Raw genomic sequence first — 21,619 nt, 5'->3', positions numbered from 1 at the left:
GTGAAATATTTAATTGGTTTGGAGAATTAACGGGATTGAATGATTACTGCTTTCTGGTTACCCAGGGCTTGTATACTGCTCATAAATGACCTGAAATCATCATGGGATTCGGCGGGCCATACTCCTTCGTTAAGTATATAAGTGCGGGCAACTTCTATAATGGTTTGTTCATCTGATTCTTTAAGGGAAAAAAGAACTTCAAAACTTCCAAATTCACTTTCTGTCTTTCCACTCTTCGGAATTGATTCGGTTTCAAATCCCTGCGGAAGTACGAATCTGAAAGTATCTTTGTCTGTACGACCTCTGCTTATTTCGAGCGGAAGTTTCCTGCTCTCCCTGCGCGGAAGGGTATAATATCGCGGACTCAAAAAATGTAGCGGAAGCAAAAGCCTGTCACCGGCTTTGGAAGAAAACCTTTTACCCGTAAGCACCAGTTCTTCGGTAAATTCCTGTTTCTCCCGGTCATTTACGAATTTCATCTCATCAATGTTCAGGTTCTTCAGATGGCCCCAGCTCTTCTGGTAATAAAGCATCTGGTTCTTTTCGGGCACGGTAGTAATGGGATAAATATCTCCGTATGGGATCCCGCGGCTCTTTCGTAACACCTTGGCCGAAAAAGTGCCGTTCTCATCCAGGTTTACCAGGATATTACTTTCCCTGAGGTTTTCCTGTGCCGTATAGTTTCTGGTCTTCACTATTTCACCGCCTTCAGGTTTTACCAGTAGTACATTGCGATCGTCTGTGAAATCCCCAAGGTAGTTGAAAGGGTGTGTCTGGCTAGTGCATTCCAGCCATACGTCTTCCCCCTCTTCCTGTGGCAGGTTTAAGATCACGTGGTTTCCCTGCATAGAGGTGAAATCGGCATCAATATCTTTTTTCTCTTCCCCTGCATAGACCACGGCATAGTAAGACGGTATTTTCTGCGAGTCCAACAGGGCTTTGGTGTAATTGGTAAGACCTTTACAATCCCCGTATTTAAGTTTATCAACTTCTGCTGCAGCCATTGGTTCCCATCCGCCAATTCCAAGCTGCACACTTATATAACGTGAATTTTCCTGCACGTATTCATAAATGATCCTGGCTTTCTCAACATTGGTATTGACACCTGCGGTAAGCTCCCTCACCTTACTAATGGTTGATTCCGGTAAAAGGTTACGTCCTGCAAGCAGGTTATCATATTGCCACTTTCCGAAGTCTTTCCAGGAGGCTCCCTCGCCCTCTACTCCTACCAGCGAAAAACGGTTAAGAGCCACCTGCAGGCCCGGGGCGAATTTCTCAATAGAAGGGCTCAGGCTTTCATAATTATAGGCAGGGAAATCTTTAAGTTGGTATTCAAGGGCGAAGTCGCTATTATTTTTTTCCACATGCAGGTCTTCCAGATTTTCTTCCTTGAACCTTACCCCTATTCCCGCGGGATTCTCTAAAATATAGGTGGAGTTTTGTACACTAACATGATAACCCCTTACCGGTCTCCAGTCATTAACGAAAATGGTATTCTCTTTCTCGATCTCACTCTCGTACACCAGTGTATACGGGTATCCCTGAGGGGTATATTCAAAATAACTTATCCTTGTGTCGCTGTAAAGAGTGCCTGAATCTATGGCGCTACGGTCACTAAAATGCTTTTGCTTTACCTTTTTGATCTCGTTCCCGTTGGCATCGTAAATTGCGGCAAATTGATTCTTTATTTTTACGTTATCACTGTAGTAATCTCCTGCGAAGCCATACCTGTCGCCGTGTTTGTTAAAGATGGTGACCACTTTACGGGTCATGATGCGCATCTTATCAACACTTTCTATGGTGATCTTTATGTTCTCTTCCCTCACCACGGCATTGGCGTGTTCCTGTAATTCGGGGGAGATTAAACTGCTGTGATATTGTATTTCCTGGGCGAAAGTTCCGGTGCTTAGGAAGCAGAGGAGGAGAGGGAGCAAAAATCGTTGCATTGCGAAATAGGTATGGTAATTTCGCTAATATAATAACTAATAGTTATTTTTAACATCTTTTAACATCTTTCTTTAGAATCTATTATGATTGTGACTGGTCCGTCATTGAGGAGGGAAACTTTCATGTCTGCACCAAATTCTCCGCTTCCCACTTTTTTTCCCAGTTCAGATTCGAGTTTCAGCAGGAACTTTTCATAGAGCGGAATAGCGGTCTCAGGCCTGGCAGCTTTGATGTAGCTGGGCCGGTTTCCTTTTTTGGTACTGGCATGAAGGGTGAACTGGCTCACCACGATAGCATCCCCGTCAATTTGAATAAGGGATTCATTCATCACTCCATTGCTATCATTAAAGATGCGCATCTTAGCGATCTTGGCACTTAACCAGTCAATGTCTTCCTGAGTATCTTCCTCTTCTATTCCCAACAGGATGAGAAGGCCCGATCTTATTTCGGAATGCACTTTTCCCTCAATAGTTACTGAAGCCCGGGAAACCCGCTGCACTACTGCTTTCATTCCTGTTCGTAATTATCAATTCGGTAATGCTGATCTTCTTCCCCTTTAAGGATCTGCAGATAACTTTTATATCGAGACCACGGAATCTTCCCCGCATCAAGCGCATCTTTTACCGCACATTTTGGTTCATCCAGGTGGAGGCAATTATGGAACTTGCAATGTTGTTTTAATGCGAAGAACTCCGGGAAATAATCCCCCAGCTCCTCTTTTTCGATGTCTACTACCCCAAAACCTTTGATCCCGGGGGTGTCTATTATACGTGCCCCGAATTCCAGATCGAACATTTCAGCAAAGGTCGTGGTATGCTGTCCCTGCCTGTGCTGCTCAGAGATCTTGGTAGTCTTGAGATCAAGAGATGGTTCAATAACATTGACAAGCGTGGATTTTCCGGTACCGCTATGCCCCGAGATCATGCTGGTTTTTCCTTTCATAAGCTCCCTTACCTGCTCTACATTCTTCCCCGTCTTGGCAGAGATTCCTATGCACTGGTAACCTATCTGGCGATACATGGCAGCCAGGTATTTTACCTCTGAAAGTTCATCCTCATTATAGGTGTCGATTTTATTGAAGAGCAATATTGCCTTGATTCTATAAGCTTCTGCCGTTACCAGAAAACGGTCAATAAAAGTGGTGAAAGTAGGCGGATTATTCAGGGTAATCAAAAGAAATGCCTGGTCTATATTGGAGGCAATGATATGAGTTTGCTTTGACAGGTTAACAGACCTTCTGATAATATAATTATCCCGGGGTTTGATTTCGCTGATGACTCCTATTTCTTCCTCCCCTTCCTGAGATTTCTCGAGCTTGAATTCTACCCTGTCACCCACTGCTACCGGATTGGTACTCTTAATGCCCTTTATCCTGAACTTGCCTTTTATGCGGCAGTTGTAAAAGTGGCCGTCATCAGATTTCACGTAGTACCAGCTTCCGGTAGATTTATATACAGTTCCTGTCATACTGCAAAAATGCGAAATTATTCGCTAATTACTTTTTTCTGATGGTTTATCGATTCCTGGTGTATCGCTTTAAAGATCTTCAGGATAAACTCTTCACTAAGACCGTTCTGCTCCCCTTCCTTTATCATCTTCTCCAGTATTTCTGTCCATCTCTGGTTTTGAAGTATAGCCACATTCTGAGATTTCTTTGCTTTTCCAATTTCGTCTGCGACCTTCATTCTTCTGGAAAGCACATCCAGCAGCTGGGTGTCGGCAATGTCTATCATCGCCCTGAGGCTAAGCAATTTCGTCTGGAACTCTTCACTTTCTGAGATCTCCTTCCTTATCTTAAGGTCTTTCATCATCTGCACCAGGGTAGCCGGAGTTATTTGCTGTGCCGCATCGCTCCAGGCATTATCGGGGTCGTGATGGGTTTCCACCATGAGTCCGTCGTAATTTAAGTCCAGTGCCGTTTGACAGAGGTCAAAGATAGAGGTCCTGTTCCCGGCAATGTGAGAAGGGTCCAGGATCAAAGGCAGGTCTGGAAACCTTGTCTGCAGGTCGATGGGGATCTGCCATTCGGGATTATTTCTGTAGGTAGTTTTCTCGTAGGTCGAAAATCCGCGGTGTATCACTCCCAGGTTTTTGATGTCACTGGTGTAGAACCTTTCCACCGCTCCCAGCCATAATGAAAGATCTGGATTTACAGGGTTTTTTACCAGGACCACCTTCTCGGTACCTTTTAAGGCATCTGCAATCTCCTGAATAATAAAGGGCGAAACTGTGGTTCTTGCCCCTATCCAAAGGATATCGATATCATGTTTAAGGGCAAGGTCCACATGGTTAGGGTTGGCAACTTCAGTGGTGGTCAGCATTCCGGTCTCTTCCTTCGCCTTTTGAAGCCACTTAAGCCCCAAAGCACCTACGCCTTCGAAATTCCCGGGTCGGGTTCTGGGCTTCCAGATCCCGGCTCTCAATACTGTAGCATCTGTATCTTTCAACTGGTGCGCGATCTTCAATACCTGCTCCTCAGTTTCAGCACTGCAGGGTCCTGCGATCACAAGAGGATGGTCCAATCCAAAATTATCCAACCAGGTTCCTAGTTCTTTTTTATTTTCCATTTATGTCAATTTATGCCGTTTAATATTTTTTTTATGTGGTTCGTTCTCTCCATTTCCAGAAAAACCTCATTAAAATTGTCATTTTCTATAAGACTCTTGAATTTAGTAAGATTGTTAATATATTCCTCCAAAGTCTCCAGGATATTGTCTTTGTTCTGCTGAAAAATAGGGGTCCACATGGCAGGTGAACTTTTCGCGAGCCTTACGGTTGAAGCAAATCCGCTGCCGGCCAGGTCAAAAATATCCTTTTCATTCCTTTCTTTCTCCAGGACCGTTTTGCCCAGCATGAATGAGCTTATGTGTGAAAGGTGGGAAACATAGGCGATGTGCCGGTCGTGTGCTTTTGGATCCATATACCTAATGCGCATCCCCAGCTTCTGAAAGATCTCCAGAGCCCTTTCCTGCAGTTTGAAAGCGGTCTTTTCTACTTCACAGATAATATTCGTCTTATTGCAAAAAAGATCCTCTACCGCTGCTGCAGGACCCGAAAATTCGGTTCCGGCAATTGGGTGGGCGGCCAGGAAATTGCGCCTATTAGGATGTGCAGCTATACTTTCACACAAACCGGTCTTTGTTGAACCTGCGTCAAAAACAAGGGTGTTGATACCCACATGATCAAGTACCTCAATGGCCACTTTTTTAGCCACATCTACCGGCACGGCAATGATCACCACATCTGCATTCTCCACTTCGTCAAGGCCGGCCGGGCGGTCAATGAGCTTCAGGTTCTGTGCTTTTTGAAGGTGATCTTCATTTACATCGCTTCCCAGGATCTCAACTCCGGGGCTGGCTTTCCTCAATGCCAGGGCAAAGGAACCTCCAATTAAACCTAAACCTATGATCTGGACCTTCATGCTTTTAATCTTTTACAGGCTTTACTGATATTTTCTTCTGTAGCGCAAAGGGAAAACCTGATGTATCCTTCCCCCTGGCTCCCAAAAATAAATCCCGGGGCAGCAAAAATATGATACTGCTGCAAAAGATGATCTACAAAAGTTTCAGAAGTGGTCCCGGTGGGTACACGACACCACAGGAACATGCCGGTTTGATCTTCAGAAAAGCTACATCCCAGGATCGAGGCCAGTTTAAGGACCTCTTCTTTCCTTCTTAAGTAGATTTTGTTTTGATCGCTGAACCATTCCTGCGGAAGCCTTAATGCCATTGCAGCTCCTGCCTGCAGAGGTAAGAACATGCCGCTGTCCATGTTGGTTTTTACTTTTAAAACCGAATTGATGAGTTGTTCACTACCGCATAGCATGCCTATTCGCCAGCCAGACATATTAAAGCTTTTACTCAGGGAGTTGAGCTCCATCACCCCCTCCATATTATCAGAATACTTCAGGATACTTTGAGGCTCTTCATTGAGAATAAAACTGTATGGGTTATCATTTACAATAAGGATACTGTGCTTTTTCCCGAAGGTGATGAGTCTTTCAAAAAGATCCTTTTTTGCAGCAGCACCGGTAGGCATATTGGGATAATTCACCCACATGAGCTTTACCCTGCGCAGGTCTTTTTTCTCCAGTTCTTCAAAATCGGGCAACCAGCCGGTATCTTCACTGAGATCATACATGACAGATTTAGCTCCCACCAAACGACTCACAGCCTCGTAGGTGGGATATCCGGGATTTGGAATAAGCACCTCGTCCCCGTCATTTAAAAATGCCATGGAGATATGGGTAATCCCTTCTTTACTCCCCATGAGGGGCAGAATCTCATTTTCGGTATTGAGTGTTACCTCATAGAAATTTTGATAGAATTCCCCTATAGCTCTTCGGAAATCTGCAGTTCCCCGATAGGGCTGATATTGGTGCGCATCAGGATTGAGCAGGGCCTGTTGCAATGCCAACATTACCTGTGGCGGTGGCGGCAGGTCAGGACTTCCCACTCCGAGGTTAATTATGGGCTTACCGGAATCCTGTAACGCCTTCACTTCCTTTAATTTGGTTGAAAAGTAATACTCTTCAACATGGTTCAATCTGCTGGCCTGTGCGATCATAATAAGCCGTTTTTATAAATTCCTAATACCTTTAACTCTTCTGTCAATTCTGAAAGTATTCCAATCACCTTACGCAATTCCTCCTCGTCCTGGAACAAAATATCTATGAAAAATGCATATTTCCAGGGTACATTTACCACGGGAACACTCTGGATCTTGGTCATATCAAGATCAAAATCCCGTAGGATGTTCAGCACGCTCACCAGGCTCCCTTTCCTGTTTTCCAGCACCAGCTTTAGGGAAGCTTTGTTCGCTCCTGCCACGACCGAAGTAGCGTTTTTTGAGGAAAGCACTAAAAACCGGGTTGAATTGCTCTTCATGGTCTGAATCCCCTCTTTGATGATCTCCAAATCATAAATCCTGGCAGCTGCTTTACTGGCCAAAGCTGCAACCCCGGGAAGATTTTGTTGCCTTATCCGTTTTGCAACCATAGCAGTATCGGTATCTTCCACCAGCTCTAAATGCGGGTAGTCGTTAAAAAATGACCGGCATTGCAAAAGGGCCATGGGATGAGAATACACCTTTTTAATATCTGTGATCTTCTGCCCCGGGAGCGCCATAAGGTTCATGAAAATGGGAATGTAATGCTCTCCTTTGATCTGCAGGTTGTTCTCATCGATAAGCGCATAATTGGGAAGTATGGTACCTGCCGTGGAATTTTCAATGGCCATCACAGCACTTATTGATCTGCTGGCCAACAAACTGTCCACCACCTCCCTGAAGGACTGGCATTCATCCACCGGTACTTCTCTCCCAAAATATTCCCGGGCCACCTGGTGGTGGAAGGATCCCTTTATTCCCTGTATGGCGATTTTTTCTTCCATTTTTTGGCAAAAAAAAATCCCGATGCTTACATCGGGATTTCAGTTATAATATTGATTTAATTATACGGCACTCCCGATCCTATCTCTGTTATAGAAATAAAAGTAATACCAGGCGTTCCAGATAAATAAATTGTTCATTTTCATCTTTTGTGAAAGGCTAATGTAGCACATATTTTTAGAAGTCGATATTTTTTCCTGAAAAATTAACGACATCGATTTCGCTATTTAACGGGGTGCGGAGTTATACCTTCAAAATATTCTTCCTTTTAAAAAAGTTGGTTTACTTTTGAAAAAAAGCTGCTATGTCCATACAGGTAAATAAGATCTCAAAGTATTACGGGGAGCAAAAAGCCCTTAATGAGATCACTTTTTCCATTAAAACAGGAGAGATCGTGGGTTTTTTGGGTCCTAACGGCGCCGGAAAATCTACCTTGATGAAGATCCTTACCGGGTATATGGAACCTTCTTCGGGGGAAGCCTTTGTGAACGGCTTTTCCCTGAACCAGGATCTGCTGAAGGCTCAAAAAAGTACCGGTTATCTTCCCGAACACAATCCTCTCTATACAGATATGTTTGTCAGGGAATACCTGGCCTTTAGCTCCTCAATATACAAGATTCCCAATAGCAGGATCGAAGAGGTAATACTGCAGACAGGTTTATTACCCGAAGCCAACAAAAAGATCGAACAGCTTTCCAAAGGTTACCGTCAGCGGGTTGGACTCGCCAATGCCCTGCTACATGACCCGGAGGTGCTTATTCTCGATGAACCTACCACGGGACTTGATCCCAATCAACTGGTAGAAATTCGTGATCTTATACGGGAAACCGGAAAGACCAAGACCATTTTTCTCTCTACCCATATCATGCGGGAGGTGGAAGCGCTGTGCGAACGGGTGATCATCATCAGCAAAGGTAAGATTGTAGCCGATAAAAAACTGGCCGATCTGCGCGATGAGCAGGTACAGATCCTCGAAGTGGAATTTGATTACCGCATTGAGGAAATAGCCCTCAAAAGACTGCCACACCTCCTGGAAATAAAGAATACGGGCGGATTTGTCTATGAACTAGTCTTCGATACCCAAAAAGATATGAGATCTGTAGTATTTGATTTCGCCCATGATAACGGACTCAAAACGCTGCAGCTTAACCGGAAAAATAAAAATCTCGAGAATTTATTTTCGGAGATGACCCTGGAGAAGTGATTTCCTCTCCAAGACCTGCAAGGTTTTCAAAACCTTGCAGGTTAAATCGAAATTACTATTCCCTTCTGGATATGTAGGGTTTGACTAAACCTAACAGGTTTCGAAAACCTGTTAGGTTTGTGCTCCTTTTTCCTAAAAATCAGAATAAACAAAATTCAACTGGACATTTCTCCCTCCCTCACGGAGGACCGGGGTGGGATGAGTAATGCATTGAAAACCTACAAGGTCCAAAAAAGACCTTGCAGGTTTAAATGGAAAAGTGACCGGGATGGAATGAGAACTCAACAACGATTCGTCACGAATTGAAAGTCTGTGCCATCTTAAAGGGTTCATGATCTGGGACTCGATGTTGAAACAACGCCCTGGTTCACTAAACCTAACAGGTTTCAAAAACCTGTTAGGTTTGACTTCGCTGGATTATGGGACGGTGTTTATTCAAAGATCAATCTCCCGGTGTAAAAAGTTTCGATCTTTACCACCGGTGGTCGGTTTACAGAGATCACGTCCCCGGTACTTCGTATTTCCCCCTTTAACACCTGCAACGGATTCACAAAGAGCTTGTTCGTTCCCCGGTGCTGAATTTCTACTGTGCCGGCAACAAGATCATGTGCTTCTACCCTGCCGTCTCCCGCAGCGATATAAAGGTTTAGATGATCTGTAGTTCCGGAAAGGAAGAAATTGGAAAAATCATCCCCGGTCACCCTAACAGATTTTGAAATAAGGTGAAGCCTAAAGTCACCGTTGGTATAGACCCCCTTCACCTCTTCCTGGTTGAGGCTTCGCAGCCAGATGTTCTCAAAATGCAATTCCCCCACACTTTCTATAACGGTATTCCCGGCATTTTGAAGCCAGGTAAGATCAGGGATGGTGACGTAAACATTGGTAATATTATAGTCACGAAAAAGATTGCACTGGTTTTTATTCTTCAGGCTGAGACGGCCGTTCTCCACGTCTGCACTTATTCCATCCATAAGATTTTGTCCTGTTTCCACCATAACTTTCTGCTCATGCCCTTGTTCAATGAACAGGTTGATCCTGTCATAAACAATGATCTCATTAAAGGCATCAAGCTCCACTTCCTGCTGCACGATCTCTCCCGCAACTTTAAAACAACCCGGAGCATCTTCTGTGTCGCACCCTGTAAACAGCAACAGCGTGAACAGGAAGCCGCAGGTTTGAATGAATAAAGTTTTTGCCCTGTCCATAGATCAGAATTTATAGCCTATTGAGAATTCAACCGCTTCGGCATTCGCACCGTGAGACCTCACAGTGATAGCACCAAAAAGGTCTTTATAGATCTCCCTTTGCAGTCCCAGACGATTATATATTCTATCTGCGTAGTGTTCATAGGGGAAATATATATAATACCCCAGTTGGGTGATCAAAGATAATTTCCTGAAGATCAACTGGTGCCCTAAAAATATCCCGGCTCTTTTGGAATCTTCCTCCCCGGTGGTTTCTCCATGTGGGAAGGCTACTGAACGATAATAAATATATTCCTCCATGGCACGTGATAAAAAGAATTCAGTTCCCGCCTGCAAAGTGCTTTTAGGATTAAGCGGTTTATCAGCATAAGCGGTAAAGGTTAAAAAAGGATAGGTTTTGGAACCTATGACTCCCGTGGTGTTGACACCGCTCCTTAGCATGAGGTTGAACCCAACAGGTTCCGAAAAGGATATTTTCGGGTCTTTTGGAACGTAAACCACCTCCCGGTCGTGATCGAACTGATAGTTCAAACCCGCACAGAATGCCAGTGTATTCGTACTGCTGTTAGGGGATTTAAAATCGGCATTTGAATAATGCACCAGCGACAAACCTGTCTGGAACCCAAGTCCGCCAATAATGTTCTCAAACTGGAAGTTTCCTGTGAAGATGGTGGAGCTTAAAATACGGGAGCCGTAGGCATTGTTGCGGTAGTTATCATCAGGGTCGTAGGGATGGGTGGTATAGGCCAGCCCCTGCCCTACCTTTAACAAAAGGTGGCGCTTAAGAAAATAGAACCCCAGGTGCGCATACGCCCCAAAATTTTCTCCCAAATACTCATTCTTGAGATCCTGGTATGAGAGCGAAAATCCAACATTCGGATAATTATACCGTCGTTCCCACGCCTGCAGTCCGTAGGTTTTACGGTTGAAGTGCAACAGAACTCCTTCAGGATGGGCCGTTATCAAATGGGAAATATTCGGGTTGTGCTCCCAGATGTTTCCGTAGAAATAATTGGCTTCTACAGAAAAATTTTGCCCGGTCTGGCCAAATAGCCAATTCCCGGAAAGTAACAGGGCACAAACAAGGATTTTCCTCATGGGGGATTAAAACGGGACTTAATTATTTACCGGCTTCCCGTTAAGGATGACCTCTGAGGTGATGGTAGCTGTTTTCTCCAGCATTTTAGCCACAGAACAGTATTTTTCAAGAGAAAGGTCGACGGCACGTGTGGCTTTATTTGCCGGAATGTCACCGTCAATAAAAATTTTGAGGTGAATACCCGTGAAAACATTGGGGATTGCGCCTTCCACGCGGGCTCCCTCAACCTCCATCTCAAAACCTGTCATTTCCAGCTGTTGTTTTTTAAGGATCATGACGATGTCTATCCCGCTGCAGCCGGCTATTCCCATAAGCAACAATTCCATTGGGCTCGCTCCCTGTGGGTTGGGTTCGCTTTTATTATCGAGATGTACCACGTCACCGCGCTCGTTCACGGTCTCAAAATGATAGTCGTTATTTAGTCTTTTAAGCTGGATCTTCATGTGTAAAAATTTTCAGCTAATTTACATAAATCGGCAGGAACTGGTGAGGAGCTTCTGAAAACGGCATTCTGAAAAGGGTCTTTCTTGTCATCCCAGAATTTGCGCTAAGGATAGAGCGGTTGTCTGAGCTCTCCCTTGGCCTTACAGCCACGGGAAGCGAGCCGCGAAAGCCTGCCGCCTTGCCGGCGGCAAGACGGAGCGCCCAACTAATTAAAAACCTTCAAAAAAAGCAGAGGTTGGATCATTTTTTATACATTTGCTGCTGAATATTTACCAGGGAAAAATTTGACTGATTGCAACCCTTAAAAATGCTAAAGCAGTGAAAACTCCTCTAGCGCTTCACGTCGAATTTCTTCTGAAATTAATTTTTTAAAACAACGAAGCATGCCATATTTATTTACTTCAGAAAGTGTTTCTGAAGGCCATCCAGATAAAGTTGCCGACCAGATTAGTGACACTCTTTTAGATAATTTCCTTGCTTTTGACCCGGAATCCAAGGTAGCCTGCGAAACGCTGGTTACTACGGGACAGGTTGTATTGGCAGGAGAAGTTAAGAGCGACACCTATCTTGATGTGCAAACCATTGCCCGTGACGTGATCAACGATATTGGATACACCAAAGGCGCCTACAAATTCAGCGGGGATTCCTGTGGGGTCATCTCTCTTATTCACGAACAATCCCAGGACATCAACCAGGGCGTGGACCGTGGCAATAAGGAAGAACAGGGAGCCGGTGACCAGGGAATGATGTTTGGTTACGCCACGAATGAAACTTCTAATTACATGCCACTGGCACTGGATATCTCTCACAAGATCCTGATCGAACTTGCAAAACTGCGTCGCGAAGAGGACGAGATCCCTTACCTGCGACCAGATTCCAAAAGCCAGGTAACTATTGAATACAGCGATGATAACATCCCGCAACGCATAGATTCTATTGTGGTTTCTACCCAACATGACGAGTTTGATGAGGATGATAACCGTATGCTGAGCAAGATAAAAAAAGACATTTTAGAGATCCTTATTCCGCGAGTGAAGGCACAGCTGCCGGAATATGTTCAGAAACTTTTTAATGACAAGATAAAATATCATATCAATCCCACCGGGAAGTTTGTTATTGGAGGACCTCACGGAGATACCGGCCTAACCGGAAGAAAGATCATTGTTGACACTTACGGTGGAAAAGGGGCTCACGGCGGGGGCGCATTTTCGGGGAAAGATCCCAGTAAAGTGGACCGGTCTGCAGCCTATGCCGCACGCCACATCGCCAAGAACCTGGTAGCTGCCGGGGTGGCAGATGAGGTTTTGATCCAGGTATCTTATGCCATTGGTGTTGTCGAACCTACTTCTTTACTTATTGAAACCTACGGCACCAAAAAGGTGGAAATGAGCAACGGTGAGATCGCCAAAAAAGTACTCGAGATCTTTGACATGAGACCTTCGGCTATAGAAGAAAGACTTGGCCTCAGAAATCCTATTTACAGGGAGACCTCAGCTTACGGTCACTTTGGGAAAGACCCCCGAACAGAGACCAAGATCTTTGAAAGCCCATATAACGGAAAGAAATCTATCCAGGTAAACCTGTTTACCTGGGAAGAACTTGATTACGTGGATACAGTGAAGAAGGAGTTTGGATTGAGTTAGTAGTGAGTATTGAGTATTGAGTATTGAGTATTGAGATTATTAAAACCCGGAGTTTAAGCTTCGGGTTTTTTGTTTCTGCAGCTTGGATATTTTCCGGAATCAGATTGTACTTTAATTCGGCGGTTGGTATTAAAAACCAGAGTCTATGCTAATTTGAGCAAAAAGTTGCATATTTTGTTAAAAATAAGTTAATTTGAAGTCAACCATGTTTTGACCTCATGTTCTTTCTTCGTTCTGTTCTTACTTTATTTTTTTTCTTTTTTATCGGGTTTGTTTCCGCACAGCATGTTAATGTTTCACACGTGCAGGAACCTGCATGGGTGCAGTTAGCTCAACCCAATCTCAATGCTGCTCTGCCCGATGATCAGGCTTCAGGATTTTACTACCTCCTTGCCGACAAACAGGAGAATCTGGGTACAGATCAATCTTACCGAAGGTTCACTTATAAGATCCTCAACAGTTCCGGAGTACAGGACATGAGTGATCTTTCCATCAATTTCGATCCGGCTTATCAGAAAGTTGACATCCACAATATTAATATCATTCGCGGGGGCAAGATCATTGACAAGTTCGATCCCGGGAAAATTCAGGTTGTGCAGAGGGAAACAAACATGGAGCGTAAGCTCTATGATGGTCGGTTAACGATCATTGTAAACCTCACCGACATCAGGGCAGACGATATCATCGACTATTCCTATACCCTGGCAGGATCAAATCCTGTTTACCACGGGAATTATCAGGAATATTTTACGCTTGAGTTCAATATTGACGCTTATCAACACAGAACGTCTATCACCGTTCCTGAGGGTGAAAAGTTCCGTTACCAACAATTATATGGCGCAAAAGATCCTGAAATAGATAAAACCCCGGAATTTACCCGATTCACCTGGGAAGACTTTGAGCTGAAGGCAAAACAATTTGAGAATAATACCCCGTCCTGGTACGAAGATTCTCCGGCAGTAGAGATTACCCAGTTTGATTCGTGGGAGGAAGTCAATGATCTTTTTGTGAACACCTTTACCCTCCGGGAAATAGAGCGGCATCAATTGGGAAATGAAGTAAAAAAGTTGCTCCCCAATTCAGAAAACGATAAGGAGTTCATCGAAAATGCCATCCGTTTCGTTCAGGATGAAGTTCGTTACCTGGGCTTCGAGAGCGGGGTCAATTCTCATATTCCAAGCGGGCCTTCCGAAGTATTACAAAGACGATACGGTGACTGCAAAGACAAATCTTTTCTGCTGAGTGAAATTTTGCAAAGCCAGGGGATCAATGCTTATCCTATGTTGGTACATTCTTATAATGGTCCAAATTTAACTATGCGTTTTCCTTCCCCAAATGCTTTTGATCATTGTGTAGTGCAGATCGACATGGGGAGTAAAGGCGTAAAATATATCGACCCTACAATCAGTGAGCAAGGTGGAGAGCTTGAAGACATCAGTTTCCCCGATTACAAATATGGATTGGTATTAAAACCGGGAACCACAGGACTAACCCCTCTTCCTGAATATGAAACTACCAGTTCAACTATTACCGAAACTTTTGAGCTTGATGACATTGGGGGAGGCGCAGATCTTATCGTGGAAACCATATATCGGGGTGACGCTGCAGACAGCAGAAGAATAGCTTTCATGGGGACAAGTCTGCAGTCCATACAAAAAGATTTCACCTCCTTTTACAGTTCGCTGTACCCGGGCATCAAGGCAGAGGGACAAATGAGCTTTCAAGACAACAGGGAGAGGAATGAATTTAAGGTTTTCGAGAAATACCGCATTGACAGCCTCTGGACCAAAACAGCGGGCAACCGGGATGTGATCCAGGCACAGTTCTACCCCCTTAGCATGGAAGATTTTCTTTACCCGGAGAAAGCTGCAGACCGAAAAATGCCCTACTTTCTGAATAATAGCCTGGACTTTGTTCATAAGACGGTGGTTTATGTTCCTAAGGCCTGGAATATAAATAACGAAAAAAGGAGTGTAAAGAATGACTACTTCAACTGGGATCTCGATATTAGATATAAAAACGCAACCCTGGAGATCACCCACCGCTATAAGGCTTTAAAAGATCATGTGGCCGCCGAGGATGTGAAACAATTCCTTGCAGATCATACCAAACTGCAGGAAGATCTGCATTATTTTCTAACCTACAATTCAAGAGTAGCGGGAGCGGCTGAGGCCAATTCTACCAGCTGGACGGCAGTCCTTTTCATGTTGTTATTGATGGCTGGTGTTGGTATCCTAAGTTATATCATTTACAAGAATTATGATCTTCCCACCAAAGTAAAGGCAAAGCATGAGCGCAAGATTGGAGGATGGCTGATCCTTTTAGGAATAGGACTGTTCTTTACCCCTTTTGTTTTTATTAGTCAGCTGTTGAGCGGAAATTACTTTTCAAGTTCTATATGGTTATCCCTCTTCTCCTCTTCAGACACGATTACTATGGGATTATTGCTCGGTGCCGAATTGGCCCTTCATTCTGTGCTTCTTGTTTTTTCTCTACTCGTTCTGGTGCTCTTTCTCAAACGCCGAACCATCGCGCCAAGGATGATGATCATTCTTTATGGAAGCAGTTTTGTCTTCTCAGCCCTTATTTCCTTTGCGTCTTTCGCTTTACATCCTGAAGCTTTTGCTGGTCCCGAGAGACAGGACATTTATTTTGAGCTTTCAAAGATGGGAATTCGCTGCGTGATCTTCATTCCTTACCTTCTTTACTCAACAAGAGTAGAAGAGACCTTTACCAGGACCCGAAAGAAAGATGTGGAGCCCGAAGAAAATATTTTTCCCGAAGAGGTTCCTGTTGCGGTGATGGATTAACCTTTTACCACTTCTGAAAGGTAGAACCGCCCCTTCCGGCGGTCTCTGTATTTAACCTGCCATGCTTTGAGAAAGCTTTAACAACCTGCCTTTCCTTTAATCCTTATTTTTAGGAAAACCCTTGAAATATGGCCTTCTTCGGAAAAGTTAAGAATACGATCAACCTTTTAAAGAATATAGACCTGGACCAACTCGCAAAGATCAATAAGCAGATTGATCTCGCTGAAGCCATGAAAACCCTCGGAAATCTGGATGAAAATCAGTTAAAAGGTTTGATGAAAATGCTCAAGACCAAGCGTCGTAAAGGTCAGCACGACCTCCCTCCCATTGACGGGGATTTCTACAACCTTGATCTCAAACTCACGCCTGAGCAGCGCGATTTGCAGCTTAAAGTACGTACTCTTATGGAGGACGAGGTGCGACCCTTGATCAATGATCACTGGAACAGGGCAAAATTTCCTTTTGAGGTGATCGAAATGTTCAAAAAACTGAATATTGCCGGAATTCCCTATGAAGGTTATGGTTGTCCCAACCTGCCTTTTCTTATGGAGGGTATCATTGCGCAGGAGATCGCCAGGGTGGATGTTTCCATCTCCACTTTTTTCGGTGTGCACAGCGGGCTGGCCATGGGTTCCATTTATCTCTGCGGAAGTGAAGCCCAAAAAGAAGAATGGCTGCCGCAGATGCAGAAACTGGAAAAAATCGGGGCCTTTGGACTCACCGAACCCAATGTGGGAAGCGGGGTGGCCGGCGGACTCGAAACTACCTGTAGTTTTGATGGAGAGAACTGGGTGCTCAACGGGCAGAAAAAATGGATAGGGAACGCCACTTTTGCCGATGTGATCGTGATCTGGGCGAGAGATGAAGCAACTAACGATGTGAAGGGCTTTTTGGTACGCAAAGAGAACCCGGGCTTCAAGGCCGAAAAAATGGAAGATAAGATGGCACTCAGAATAGTGCAGAACGCCCTCATCACCCTTACTGATTGTAAAGTTCCCGAAAGTGACCGGCTCAAAAAAGCCGATTCCTTTAAGGATACTGCGAATGTTTTGAGAATGACCCGGGCGGGAGTCGCCTGGCAGGCTGTGGGCTGTGCCCGGGGTGCCTATGAAAGTGCTTTGAAGTACACCAAGAAAAGAGAACAGTTTGGGAGGCCTATCGCTTCCTACCAATTGATCCAGGATCACCTGGTAGAAATGATCTCTAATTTAACTGCGATGCAAACCCTTTGTTTCAGACTTTCTGAATTGCAGGACCAAGGCCTGTTAAAAGATGAACACGCTTCGCTGGCAAAGGTTTTCTGTAGCATGCGCATGCGGGATGTGGTGAGCCGCGCCCGCGAAGTGATGGGTGGCAATGGGATCCTGCTGGAATATGACGTAGCCCGTTTCGTCGCCGATGCCGAAGCTATTTACAGCTATGAAGGAACTAAAGAGATCAACTCTCTAATAGTGGGAAGGGCGATCACGGGTTATAGTGCGTTTGTAAGCTAGAGGCTGAACCATTAGGCAGTGCGCAGTTCTAAGCAGGCAGTTTGTTTAAGTTGAAAGTGGACAGAGAACAGAGGATAGATGGCAGAGACCAGTAGGCAATAGGCATTGAAAATGAATTAATTAAAGCTCCTCTCCTTCGGAGAGCCGGGGATGAGGATGAGAGAATAATTAAACCAGTCATTAATATATTAATCAAGCAAGTCTGGATTCCATTCTCTAGTATCTAGTCACCTAACCATAACAGTGAAAAAAATGTCCTTTCTCATTATCTGTCCGCAAAGAGATCCCAAGGCCTGGGTAGAGGCGATACAAGCCTATGCGCCCCATATGGATGTGGAGGTATACCCTGATGTAAAAGACAGGGAGAAGGTGGAATTCGTCCTTTCCTGGAGGCACCCGCATGGTATTTTCAATAAGTTCCCAAATTTGAAGGTCATCGCTTCCATGGGGGCGGGAATAGATCATATCATAGAAGATCCCGATATCCCGGAACATATTGAGATCACCCGGGTGATCGATGAGCAACTTACGGAAGATATGGCTGTGTTTGTGCTTTCCCTAATCCTCAACCACCTCAGGAATCTTTCGGTTCACCACTGCAGCATAGACTGGGATCCGCAGCATTATAAACGACCCAGGGAGGTGCAGGTGGGTATCATGGGATTGGGCGTTCTGGGAACAGGCGTGGCCGAAAAACTCATCCGGAATAACTTCAACGTCACCGGCTGGTCCCGTTCAAAAAAGGAGATCCCTGAAGTCACCACTTTTCACGGGGAGGACCAACTGCAGGAGTTTCTCATTGGTTCTGACGTGCTGGTATGTTTACTGCCGCTGACCCCGGAAACCGAGGACATCCTTAATAAACCCCTTTTCGGGCAGTTACCTGTAGGTGCCTATGTGATCAACGTAGCGCGTGGTCACCACCTGGTGGAAGAAGACCTGCTGGAGATGATTGGAAAAGGACATCTTTCGGGAGCGAGTTTAGATGTGTTCAGGAAAGAGCCTTTGCCTGAAGACCATCCCTTCCGGAAGGAAGACAGGATAATGATCACACCCCACATTGCCAGCATCACCCATCCGCGTTCTGTGGTGCCGCAGGTAGTGGACAATTACCAACGTATGAAAAGTGGTGAAGATCTCAAAAATAAGGTATCGAGGGAGAAAGCATATTGAAACTAACTAAAAACATATATTATGACCGATCTAAAAAACATACTGGTAGCCGTTGATTTTAACGATGCCGTGGGAGAATTACTAGGATACGCCGAAGGCCTTGCCGAAAAATTCGGCGCAAAGGTGTGGGTGCTGCATGTTGCCGAACCCGATCCCGATTTTGTTGGCTACGAACCCGGTCCTCAGTACATCCGGGATTTTAAAGCCGAAGAGTTCCGCGAGGAGCACCGCAATCTGCAAATGTACTGTGATACCTTTTTAAGCGACGAGATCGAAAAGGAGGCCCTGCTGATTCAGGGATCTACCGTGGAAGCCGTGCTTGAAGAAGCTCAAAAGCTACAATCTGACCTGCTTATCGTGGGTACCCACAAACACAGCTTTTTGCACAACCTGCTACAGGAGAGTGTTTCTTTAAAGCTTTTGAAAAAGGCAAATATTCCACTGCTTGCTATACCAATCGAGGAATAGTATAGCTCCGCTTTAGCGGAGCTCCCTTCTGAAGGCTTTCTTCAAGCCCGTAGTACAGCCTCACTAAGCTAATAAGAAATAAAAAAGCCCCGCAAATTGCAGGGCTAAAATAATAAAGGTCAAACCGTTTTAGGCTTCAACTGACAACGCAGCATCGATCCTGGCAAGCAAATCATTCCAATGGTAAATGCTCAATTGATCGTTTGTCCTGTTTCTCCTGGCTCTAAGGTCTCTCCTTAAATGCTCCAGGTCTCCGCGCATCAAAGCGATGATATCGGTGGAAGTAACATCGCTGGTTTTTTCCTTTTTCAGGTTCTGAACAAATTCTGCAGCTGCATCAACATATGCACGCTGAATATTCCTCCGGTATGCATCTACTTTCTGAGACCTGTAAAGCTCTTCAAAAATGCCCTTTCTCAAATCAGTCATCATTTCAACAGCGGTGTAAGCTTTATTGCCGTTCACCTGCTCGTTTGTGACCATTCGCTGCAGGCGGTCCTCGTCTAAAAGATCATTCAATGCCCGACTCTGCAGATTCTGTACCCGCTCAATAGCACCTGTAGGCTCAATGCGCTCCAAAAGCTCCCGATCCAGCAGCCACTCTGGCGTGGAGAAAGCATGCTCATTCAAAAATGCCACTGCGGCTTTCTGTTTTTCTTCGGGTACGTGGGTATAAACCGTTCCTTCCTGGTCGGCGGTTTTACGGGTTTCGTAAACGCCGCCCACATTGGCTACTACATGGGAAACATAGCCTCTCCACATATAAGTAAGCTCACGGTATACTTCCGTTAGTTCCGAATAATCGGTGTTGTCTTTTGAAGTCCATTCCACAAGATTGGGCACCACTTTTTTCAGATTGGCCAGTCCGTATTCGCTGGCTTTCACCTGGTCATCCCCAAGACTTTCTCTCTGTGACTGCGGATCAATTCCGCCGTAACCACTTCCGAATTCATACCAGGGATCTCCCGCTTTTTCCAGGATCCACTCACTTAAAATTGGCTTCTCTTCCTCAGGACTATCAGCTTCCGGAAGATATCTGTAACCCCAATTGATCGCATAACGATCATAAGGCCCCATCATCCTGATGAACTTTACGCCCTTATCTTCGGGCTGTGCGATGTAATTGACACGGGCGTAATCCATAATGGAGGGGGTAAGACCATACTTTTGAGTAAATTCAGGAGAACGCAACGAATCTGTGGCATAAGCAGAGCTGGCCTTCATATTGTGCGGCAAGCCAAGAGCGTGACCTACTTCGTGCGTGATCACCATGCGCATCATCTCCCCTATTTCTTCTTCGGGGGTATTAAGAGTGCGGGCAGACTCCAATTGCGCCCCGGCCTCGATCATGTAACGGTTCCGGTATGAACGCAGGTGGTTGTGATACCAAATAATATCACTCTCGATGATCTCCCCGGTACGAGGGTCGGTTACCGAGGGTCCCATCGCATTTCTTGTGGTGCTGGCAACATAACGCACTACAGAATAGCGTACATCTTCAGGGCTGAAATCGGGATCTTCCTCTTTGCTCGGCGGATCTTTGGCGATCACCGCGTTCTTGAAACCTGCAGCTTCAAAAGCTACATTCCAGTCTTCTATCCCCTGCCGGAAGTATGGCCTCCATTTTTCGGGCGTGGCAGGATCCAGGTACCATACAATAGGCTTCACCGGCTCTACCAGCTCTCCCCGTTTGTAGGCTTCAATATCTTTGGGTACGAGCTTCCAGCGGTTGATTATCCTGTAGTCATCACTTTTTAGCTCGTCGGAATTATAGTTATATTTTCTGGTGGTAAACCAGCCAACGCGATGATCGGCCAGGCGCGGCTGCATTTTCTCTTCGGGAAGCAGGATCATAGACTGGTTCATCATCATGGTAATGGTCCCGGCCTGGTCTCTTTCGGGCGGCTCCTCGGCCTCATAGGTCATCACGTGCTTCACCTCGATGTTTTCGGGAAAAGCATTTGCCGAAGTAATATAAGAGCGGGATTTATCAAGTTTTTTCACTTTATAACGCTTCCTGAGATTCGGTGAAACCCCGTTGATGGCAGCAACCTCTTCCTTGAAAAGCTTACTCACTTCAATTACTGCGGAAGTTTTATCGTCATTATAAGCTGTGATCTTTGAGCTGAAAAGGATAGGGAAGAAATTATTCGCAGCTACCGACTGATAGATCGGGGAACCTTCTTCGCTTTCATTCTCGAAGCTTATTACCTTCATGTCTATATGATTCCCTCTTTTTGACCAGCGAACCACCTGCTCATTGGCCTTGGAACCGGCATTGACATAACCGCCGCCGAAACCTGCGGGTACTCCGGCGATACGGCTTACCAGCAGCATGTCTTTCTCCAGCATCTCCAACGGGATTTCAAAATAAAGCTTATCGCCTACAAAATGGGTAGTGAACAGGCCTTCGTCGCTTTTGGCTTCGGCAGTGATAACTTCCTTATAAGGTTTAGTATCATCCTGGGGTTTTTTCTGAGCCGTGGCCTCACTTTTTTCAGCCGGCACTCCTTTTTGCGTCTGGCAACTCACGCCAACCGCCAAAAGCAGTCCGTACATCGGTAACTTTTTTATCATGGGTAAATGGGATTTTTAAAGTTCCCAAGATAAAGAAAGAAGTTAGAAGTACGAAGTTTGCAATAACGAAGTTGTGGAGAGTAAAGATTTCACGCAGAGCGCGCAAAGGGTTCCGTGGAACAAAGAGATATTAATCCCGGAAATGTAGTTTTCCGGTTAATGTGATTT

17 protein-coding genes are annotated in these 21,619 nt (G+C 45.1%); 6 read left to right on the top strand and 11 right to left on the bottom strand.

What is annotated here, in order from left to right; all coding sequences use genetic code 11:
* Positions 1-26: 26 nt before the first annotated feature.
* The 7 genes from ACFSTG_RS00980 to ACFSTG_RS00950 are packed head-to-tail and all read right to left on the bottom strand — an operon-like array spanning position 27 to position 7,337.
* Positions 27-1,946 carry a DUF3857 domain-containing protein gene (locus ACFSTG_RS00980; RefSeq protein ID WP_380747567.1) on the bottom strand — a complete coding sequence of 640 codons (1,920 nt, stop codon included), beginning with the start codon at positions 1,944-1,946 and terminating at the stop codon, positions 27-29.
* 59 nt (positions 1,947-2,005) lie between these two features.
* Positions 2,006-2,458, bottom strand: coding sequence for a D-aminoacyl-tRNA deacylase (gene dtd, locus ACFSTG_RS00975; RefSeq protein ID WP_380747565.1), 453 nt, complete (start codon positions 2,456-2,458; stop codon positions 2,006-2,008).
* On the bottom strand, positions 2,455-3,414 hold the full coding sequence (gene rsgA / locus ACFSTG_RS00970) for a ribosome small subunit-dependent GTPase A (protein WP_380747563.1): 960 nt from the start codon (positions 3,412-3,414) through the stop codon (positions 2,455-2,457). The genes dtd and rsgA overlap by 4 nt, the downstream gene beginning before the upstream one ends.
* 17 nt (positions 3,415-3,431) lie before the next feature.
* Positions 3,432-4,514: a chorismate mutase gene (locus ACFSTG_RS00965; RefSeq protein ID WP_380747561.1), complete on the bottom strand. Its 1,083-nt coding sequence runs from the start codon at positions 4,512-4,514 to the stop codon at positions 3,432-3,434.
* A gap of 5 nt (positions 4,515-4,519) precedes the next feature.
* On the bottom strand, positions 4,520-5,368 hold the full coding sequence (locus ACFSTG_RS00960) for a prephenate dehydrogenase (RefSeq protein WP_380747559.1): 849 nt from the start codon (positions 5,366-5,368) through the stop codon (positions 4,520-4,522).
* Complete coding sequence (locus ACFSTG_RS00955) at positions 5,365-6,513, bottom strand: pyridoxal phosphate-dependent aminotransferase (RefSeq protein ID WP_380747558.1); 1,149 nt, start codon at positions 6,511-6,513, stop codon at positions 5,365-5,367. The genes ACFSTG_RS00960 and ACFSTG_RS00955 overlap by 4 nt, the downstream gene beginning before the upstream one ends.
* Positions 6,510-7,337 (bottom strand): prephenate dehydratase, encoded by an 828-nt coding sequence (locus ACFSTG_RS00950; protein WP_380747556.1) that lies wholly within the window; start codon positions 7,335-7,337, stop codon positions 6,510-6,512. Before ACFSTG_RS00950 ends, ACFSTG_RS00955 begins: the two co-directional genes overlap by 4 nt.
* A 302-nt stretch (positions 7,338-7,639) precedes the next feature.
* Here ACFSTG_RS00950 and gldA point away from each other — a divergent pair, with 302 nt between their 5' ends.
* On the top strand, positions 7,640-8,539 hold the full coding sequence (gene gldA, locus ACFSTG_RS00945; protein WP_380747555.1) for a gliding motility-associated ABC transporter ATP-binding subunit GldA: 900 nt from the start codon (positions 7,640-7,642) through the stop codon (positions 8,537-8,539).
* A 431-nt stretch (positions 8,540-8,970) separates the two neighbouring features.
* Here gldA and ACFSTG_RS00940 read toward each other — a convergent pair whose 3' ends face one another.
* From ACFSTG_RS00940 to ACFSTG_RS00930, 3 genes are read right to left on the bottom strand one after another with little or no spacing between them, the layout of a single operon-like run.
* Positions 8,971-9,744, bottom strand: coding sequence for a head GIN domain-containing protein (locus ACFSTG_RS00940; RefSeq protein WP_380747553.1), 774 nt, complete (start codon positions 9,742-9,744; stop codon positions 8,971-8,973).
* A 3-nt stretch (positions 9,745-9,747) separates the two neighbouring features.
* Entirely contained in the window at positions 9,748-10,842 is a 1,095-nt protein-coding gene (locus ACFSTG_RS00935) for an acyloxyacyl hydrolase (RefSeq protein ID WP_380747552.1), read from the bottom strand.
* Between the two features lie 18 nt (positions 10,843-10,860).
* Entirely contained in the window at positions 10,861-11,286 is a 426-nt protein-coding gene (locus tag ACFSTG_RS00930; RefSeq protein WP_380747550.1) for an OsmC family protein, read from the bottom strand.
* A 384-nt stretch (positions 11,287-11,670) separates the two neighbouring features.
* Here ACFSTG_RS00930 and metK point away from each other — a divergent pair, with 384 nt between their 5' ends.
* The 5 genes from metK to ACFSTG_RS00905 all read left to right on the top strand — a co-directional run bounded on the left by metK (position 11,671) and on the right by ACFSTG_RS00905 (position 18,874).
* Positions 11,671-12,930 (top strand): methionine adenosyltransferase, encoded by a 1,260-nt coding sequence (gene metK / locus ACFSTG_RS00925; RefSeq protein ID WP_380747549.1) that lies wholly within the window; start codon positions 11,671-11,673, stop codon positions 12,928-12,930.
* A 302-nt stretch (positions 12,931-13,232) separates the two neighbouring features.
* Positions 13,233-15,740 (top strand): DUF3857 domain-containing protein, encoded by a 2,508-nt coding sequence (locus tag ACFSTG_RS00920; RefSeq protein ID WP_380747547.1) that lies wholly within the window; start codon positions 13,233-13,235, stop codon positions 15,738-15,740.
* Between the two features lie 128 nt (positions 15,741-15,868).
* On the top strand, positions 15,869-17,233 hold the full coding sequence (locus ACFSTG_RS00915; RefSeq protein ID WP_380747545.1) for an acyl-CoA dehydrogenase family protein: 1,365 nt from the start codon (positions 15,869-15,871) through the stop codon (positions 17,231-17,233).
* 252 nt (positions 17,234-17,485) lie between these two features.
* A complete protein-coding gene (locus ACFSTG_RS00910; protein WP_380747543.1) occupies positions 17,486-18,406 on the top strand; it encodes a 2-hydroxyacid dehydrogenase in 921 nt (306 codons plus the stop codon).
* A gap of 21 nt (positions 18,407-18,427) precedes the next feature.
* Positions 18,428-18,874: a universal stress protein gene (locus tag ACFSTG_RS00905; protein ID WP_380747541.1), complete on the top strand. Its 447-nt coding sequence runs from the start codon at positions 18,428-18,430 to the stop codon at positions 18,872-18,874.
* A 129-nt stretch (positions 18,875-19,003) separates the two neighbouring features.
* Here ACFSTG_RS00905 and ACFSTG_RS00900 read toward each other — a convergent pair whose 3' ends face one another.
* Positions 19,004-21,451, bottom strand: a complete 2,448-nt coding sequence (locus ACFSTG_RS00900) for a zinc-dependent metalloprotease (protein ID WP_380747539.1) — start codon at positions 21,449-21,451, stop codon at positions 19,004-19,006.
* Positions 21,452-21,619 lie beyond the last annotated feature (168 nt).

Source organism: Salinimicrobium flavum (assembly GCF_042684505.1).
Classification (GTDB): Bacteria; Bacteroidota; Bacteroidia; order Flavobacteriales; family Flavobacteriaceae; genus Salinimicrobium; species Salinimicrobium flavum.
Note: the sequence above shows the minus strand (reverse complement) of the source record. Positions and strands in the feature narration are given on the sequence as shown.

Bases quoted from the DNA above. Each gene is read 5' to 3' on its own strand.
- ACFSTG_RS00980 (WP_380747567.1), bottom strand. From the start codon at position 1,946: ATGCAACGATTTTTGCTCCCTCTCCTCCTCTGCTTCCTAAGCACCGGA.
- dtd (WP_380747565.1), bottom strand. From the start codon at position 2,458: ATGAAAGCAGTAGTGCAGCGGGTTTCCCGGGCTTCAGTAACTATTGAG.
- rsgA (WP_380747563.1), bottom strand. From the start codon at position 3,414: ATGACAGGAACTGTATATAAATCTACCGGAAGCTGGTACTACGTGAAA.
- ACFSTG_RS00965 (WP_380747561.1), bottom strand. From the start codon at position 4,514: ATGGAAAATAAAAAAGAACTAGGAACCTGGTTGGATAATTTTGGATTG.
- ACFSTG_RS00960 (WP_380747559.1), bottom strand. From the start codon at position 5,368: ATGAAGGTCCAGATCATAGGTTTAGGTTTAATTGGAGGTTCCTTTGCC.
- ACFSTG_RS00955 (WP_380747558.1), bottom strand. From the start codon at position 6,513: ATGATCGCACAGGCCAGCAGATTGAACCATGTTGAAGAGTATTACTTT.
- ACFSTG_RS00950 (WP_380747556.1), bottom strand. From the start codon at position 7,337: ATGGAAGAAAAAATCGCCATACAGGGAATAAAGGGATCCTTCCACCAC.
- gldA (WP_380747555.1), top strand. From the start codon at position 7,640: ATGTCCATACAGGTAAATAAGATCTCAAAGTATTACGGGGAGCAAAAA.
- ACFSTG_RS00940 (WP_380747553.1), bottom strand. From the start codon at position 9,744: ATGGACAGGGCAAAAACTTTATTCATTCAAACCTGCGGCTTCCTGTTC.
- ACFSTG_RS00935 (WP_380747552.1), bottom strand. From the start codon at position 10,842: ATGAGGAAAATCCTTGTTTGTGCCCTGTTACTTTCCGGGAATTGGCTA.
- ACFSTG_RS00930 (WP_380747550.1), bottom strand. From the start codon at position 11,286: ATGAAGATCCAGCTTAAAAGACTAAATAACGACTATCATTTTGAGACC.
- metK (WP_380747549.1), top strand. From the start codon at position 11,671: ATGCCATATTTATTTACTTCAGAAAGTGTTTCTGAAGGCCATCCAGAT.
- ACFSTG_RS00915 (WP_380747545.1), top strand. From the start codon at position 15,869: ATGGCCTTCTTCGGAAAAGTTAAGAATACGATCAACCTTTTAAAGAAT.
- ACFSTG_RS00910 (WP_380747543.1), top strand. From the start codon at position 17,486: ATGTCCTTTCTCATTATCTGTCCGCAAAGAGATCCCAAGGCCTGGGTA.
- ACFSTG_RS00905 (WP_380747541.1), top strand. From the start codon at position 18,428: ATGACCGATCTAAAAAACATACTGGTAGCCGTTGATTTTAACGATGCC.
- ACFSTG_RS00900 (WP_380747539.1), bottom strand. From the start codon at position 21,451: ATGATAAAAAAGTTACCGATGTACGGACTGCTTTTGGCGGTTGGCGTG.